This window comes from uncultured Limnohabitans sp. (genome assembly GCF_937889215.1).
Classification (GTDB): Bacteria; Pseudomonadota; Gammaproteobacteria; order Burkholderiales; family Burkholderiaceae_C; genus Limnohabitans_A.
This window is the reverse complement of record NZ_CALBEX010000085.1, coordinates 1-3,917: the sequence shown is the minus strand read 5'-3', so window position 1 is coordinate 3,917 and position 3,917 is coordinate 1. Positions and strand designations below refer to the sequence as shown.

General features: G+C 56.2%; 7 protein-coding genes. 5 read left to right on the top strand and 2 right to left on the bottom strand.

The annotated features are described in order from the left end of the window. From fliD to Q0341_RS01950, 5 genes are all read left to right on the top strand, one after another. A partial coding sequence (gene fliD / locus Q0341_RS01965; RefSeq protein WP_299510177.1) for a flagellar filament capping protein FliD occupies positions 1-819 on the top strand: 819 nt, incomplete at its 5' end. A 191-nt stretch (positions 820-1,010) separates the two neighbouring features. Beyond that, positions 1,011-2,072, top strand: a complete 1,062-nt coding sequence (locus Q0341_RS01960) for a DUF4325 domain-containing protein (RefSeq protein ID WP_299510176.1) — start codon at positions 1,011-1,013, stop codon at positions 2,070-2,072. A 33-nt stretch (positions 2,073-2,105) separates the two neighbouring features. Further along, a complete protein-coding gene (locus Q0341_RS15225) occupies positions 2,106-2,180 on the top strand; it encodes a toxin-antitoxin system HicB family antitoxin (protein WP_366522661.1) in 75 nt (24 codons plus the stop codon). A 90-nt stretch (positions 2,181-2,270) separates the two neighbouring features. Further along, positions 2,271-2,561 carry a ribbon-helix-helix protein, CopG family gene (locus Q0341_RS01955; protein WP_299510175.1) on the top strand — a complete coding sequence of 97 codons (291 nt, stop codon included), beginning with the start codon at positions 2,271-2,273 and terminating at the stop codon, positions 2,559-2,561. Continuing rightward, positions 2,549-2,839, top strand: coding sequence for a type II toxin-antitoxin system RelE/ParE family toxin (locus tag Q0341_RS01950; RefSeq protein WP_299510173.1), 291 nt, complete (start codon positions 2,549-2,551; stop codon positions 2,837-2,839). The genes Q0341_RS01955 and Q0341_RS01950 overlap by 13 nt, the downstream gene beginning before the upstream one ends. Before the next feature lie 76 nt (positions 2,840-2,915). On the opposite strand, the gene Q0341_RS01945 is transcribed toward Q0341_RS01950, so the two are convergent. Both Q0341_RS01945 and Q0341_RS01940 read right to left on the bottom strand, forming a co-directional pair. Further along, positions 2,916-3,272 (bottom strand): transcriptional regulator, encoded by a 357-nt coding sequence (locus Q0341_RS01945; RefSeq protein WP_299510179.1) that lies wholly within the window; start codon positions 3,270-3,272, stop codon positions 2,916-2,918. After that, on the bottom strand, positions 3,262-3,636 hold the full coding sequence (locus Q0341_RS01940) for a type II toxin-antitoxin system HigB family toxin (protein ID WP_366522660.1): 375 nt from the start codon (positions 3,634-3,636) through the stop codon (positions 3,262-3,264). The genes Q0341_RS01945 and Q0341_RS01940 overlap by 11 nt, the downstream gene beginning before the upstream one ends. Positions 3,637-3,917: the final 281 nt, after the last annotated feature.

Sequence of the window (3,917 nt, the reverse complement as noted above, 5' to 3'; positions counted from 1 at the left end):
ACCAGCGACGACGGCACAGGCACGGCCTTAGCCGATGTCGCCTTCGACACCTCCTTGCAAACGGCCACCGACGCCAGCTTCAAGGTCAACGGCCTGACCGTGTCACGCAGCAGCAACACCGTCAACGATGTGATCGACGGCGTCACGCTTGAGCTTTACACCAGCACGTCAGGCGCCGCCCGCCTCGATCTGAACCGCGACACCGCGGGCATCAAAGAGAACATCCAGGGCCTGGTCGCCGCTTACAACGACTTTGAAGAAACCCTGAAAATCCTGGGCGACCGCGCCAGTGAGGTGGAAGAATTTGGCGGTGTGTTGGCCGGTGAAAGCCTGTTGCAATCGGTGCGAACTCAAGTGCGAGGCATGATCACCAGCAACTCGTCCACCCCCGGCACCACCATCAAGGCCGCCCGCGACGTAGGCCTGAGCATTGACCGCTTTGGCAAGCTCACACTCGACGAAACCAAGCTCGACACCGCTTTGCAAAACAACTTTGGCGAAGTCTCGACCATGTTCAGCGCGGGCAACAACCAAAGCATTTACAGCCCGGCCGCAGCGGGCCTGGCCGGTAGCGCCATCAACAGCATCGAAAAAATGCTGCTGTCCACAGGATTAATCGACACCCAAAGCAAAAGCGCAACCACCCAAATCGCCAAATACAAAGACGAAATGACCGCGCTAGACGACCGCATGGAAAAGCTCATGACCCGTTACATGAGCCAATTCAGCGTGATGGAAAGCATCGTGGGCAACAGCAACAGCATGCGCGAAAGCCTCAAAGGCACCTTCGAAGGCATGGCGAAAGCCTACGGCAATTGAGGCCGTCGCTCAGCGAAAACCTCGCCTCAGGCGCGCCAGCCCAATAATCTGGCCCATGCTTCAAAGGCGTGGTGAAACCTTCGGTCACTGATCAAGTCGACACCAGGCAAGTGATAGAAAAAGTTAAAAATTACAATATTGAATCTCAAGATATACAATAATTGCCTATTGAATATCTACAGGGGATACAAATGCTCGACATCAACGATGCAATCATCCTGAGCTGCGCGACGCAAGCTGGGGCCATGGCCAGCGCTGCAACCGAGCAAACGGGCTTGACACGGGTGGCCGTTTCACGGCGCATCAAAAAATTGGCCGATACGGGCTATCTGCAACGGCACGGCACGGGCACCCGGCAAACCTACAGCCTGGGCAACAAGCGTTTCTGGCTGAACGTGGATGCCATTGACGACATCGTTCGACGGGGCGGCGAAATGGTGGTGTGGGAACAGCACTTATCGGCTCTGTTGGCAGACCTGCAGCCTAACGTCAAAAATCTGGCCTACACCGCGTTCACCGAAATGCTGAACAACGCCCTCGACCATTCCAACGGGCAGCAAGTGGTGATGGGCATGCATGTTCAAAGCGGGCAACTGCAAATGTTGGTGGCAGATGACGGCGAGGGGATCTTCCGCAAAATTGCCAAAGCCGCCGACTTGTTTGACCCGCGCTTGGCCATTTTGGAGTTGGCCAAAGGCAAGTACACCACCGCGCCCTTGGGCCACTCAGGCATGGGTATTTTTGTGTCGTCGCGCATGATGGATGGCTTTTCCATCGAGTCGTGCGGTTTGAGGTTTGACCCGAATGAGGCCAGCGCCCCTTTGCCTGTTTTTGACTGGATCGATGCCAACGCACAGCTCAAACCCGCACAGGCCCAAACCGTGGTGCGCATGGCCATTGCAATGAACAGCGCCCGCACGGCCAATGATGTTTATTTCAAATATTTTGAGTCGAGTCACGTTGGCGATGCCGAGCCCGGCGAGGCTTTTCACACCACAGAAATTCCGGTTCGCTTGGCGCAACTGAGCAGCGAACTGGTGTCACGTTCGCAAGCCAAATGGGTGATGAACCGCGCCACCCAATTCAAAACCGTGATCCTCGATTTCGAAGGGGTGGTCCATGTAGGGCAGGCCTTTGTGGACGAGGTGTTCCGCGTCTTCGCCACGGCCAACCCTCATATCCGCCTTAAGACCATGGACATGAGCCCAGATGTGGCCAAGCTAGTCAGCTTGTTTGGCGGTGATCGGGCTTGACTATTTGCTTGCCGCCACAAAACGGCACCGGCAATCCAGGACTATCTGGCTGATTGCAAGGAGCATGGCGTACAACCCGAAAAGCCCGCATCAGGCAAGCTTTTCTAACGCGTTCTCCCCTGCAAAGCCCGCCTTGCGCTGGACGATCGAAAGTGGTATCGTGAGGTATTACCAATCGATACCAAATTGGAGTCTGCCATGGCTGTTGCCGCTGTTCGACCTGTAGCGATCAAGATCGACGAGAACACCAAAGCCCGCATCAGGCGCCTGGCGGATGCGTGCCAGCGTACACCTCACTGGCTGATGCGTGAAGCGATCACGCAGTATGTTGACCGTGAGGAAAAGCGGGAAGCCTTTCGCCGAGACGCCCTTCAGGCCTGGGAGGCCTTCCGCGCCACTGGTCAGCACGTGACGGCCGATCAAGCGGATGCTTGGCTGGCCCAGTTGGAGCAGGGCAACGACGTTGATCCACCTGTATGCCACAACTGATCTGGTCGCCCCAGGCCCTGCTGGATGTGCAGCGCCTCTATCGATTTCTTGCCCCCAAAAATCAGGACGCGGCCAAACGGGCCGTGGCGGCCATTCGTCAAAGCGTCAAAGTGCTGTCAATGCAGCCTGGCATGGGCAGGCCGGTAGAAGGCATGGACGACGCGTTCCGTGACTGGATCATCGATTTTGGCGACAGTGGCTATGTGGCCCGCTACCGTCCGGACGCTGAAAATGTGATTATCCTGGCGGTGCGGCATCAAAAGGAAGCCGGGTTCTGAAGTCCATGGGCGCGCTGAGCACGATGGGTGGCGTTCAACGGCATGAGCCCAAAAGTGGCCAAGCTGGTCAGACAACTCAAACCGCCGCCAACAAGCTTTCGTATGGGATGTGCAAACCCTGGTGAAGACGTTTGATCATTTGCAGACTCAGGCGGCGCTTGCGGTTCAGTACTTCGGACACGCGACCACTGGGACCAATGTAAGCCTCCAAGTCTTTGGGGGTTAGCCCCTGCTGCTCCATTCTGAATTGAATGGCATCGATCGGGTCTGCGGGGCAGATAGGGTAATGCTTCCGCTCATAAGCCTCGACGAGCGTGACCAAAACCTCCATCTCATCGGCCTCTGGGGACCCGTCAGGTGCCTGAAAAACCAGCTCCAGTCTTTGAAAGGCAACTTTCAAGTCATCGTCATTTCGGATGGGCTTAATATTCATTAACAGACTCCACGTTGATTTGGTCATACCTTGCATGGGTGCCCACAAACTTCACCCAGACGATCCCAGCTCTGTATTGCACTTCCACGACCAAGCGGTACTTGTTTCCCGCCACATTGAACACAACGCGGTTGTTGGCACATATGCTGGCATGGCTGTATTGGTCTTTGATGTTCTGAGGTGTCTTCCAATCGGCTTTGATGGCTTCATCGAACCAACTTTGCAAAGCCCCCTTGGCATCCGAAAATTCCGGTTGAATCCAAAACCTGACCAGCGAGCTTTTGGCAATCACACGCATTCCATTAACTCCCATTTTGGGAGATTCTAACACACCTTCAAAAAAAGCCACTGTGCCCATCGCCATCCGCAGGCATTGACCGGCCACCGGCAACTATTTGCCGTTTTTTTCAAAAAACCCCTCAAGTCCTGGCCGCAGCGGTCGAATCATCATGACGAAGCCCCCTAAATGGTCACCCGCTCCAGCGCTTGACCACCCGTTAGCACTGTCAGCGGGGCCGAGACAAAGGACAAGACCATGAGCAACGACATCCAACCCAGCAAGCTGCCCCCGGCCCCAGCACCTGCCGCCGTGGCCGCTGCGCAGCCCACCCGCGCTGCAGAAGCTGCCAAGCCCCAGCCGGTAGA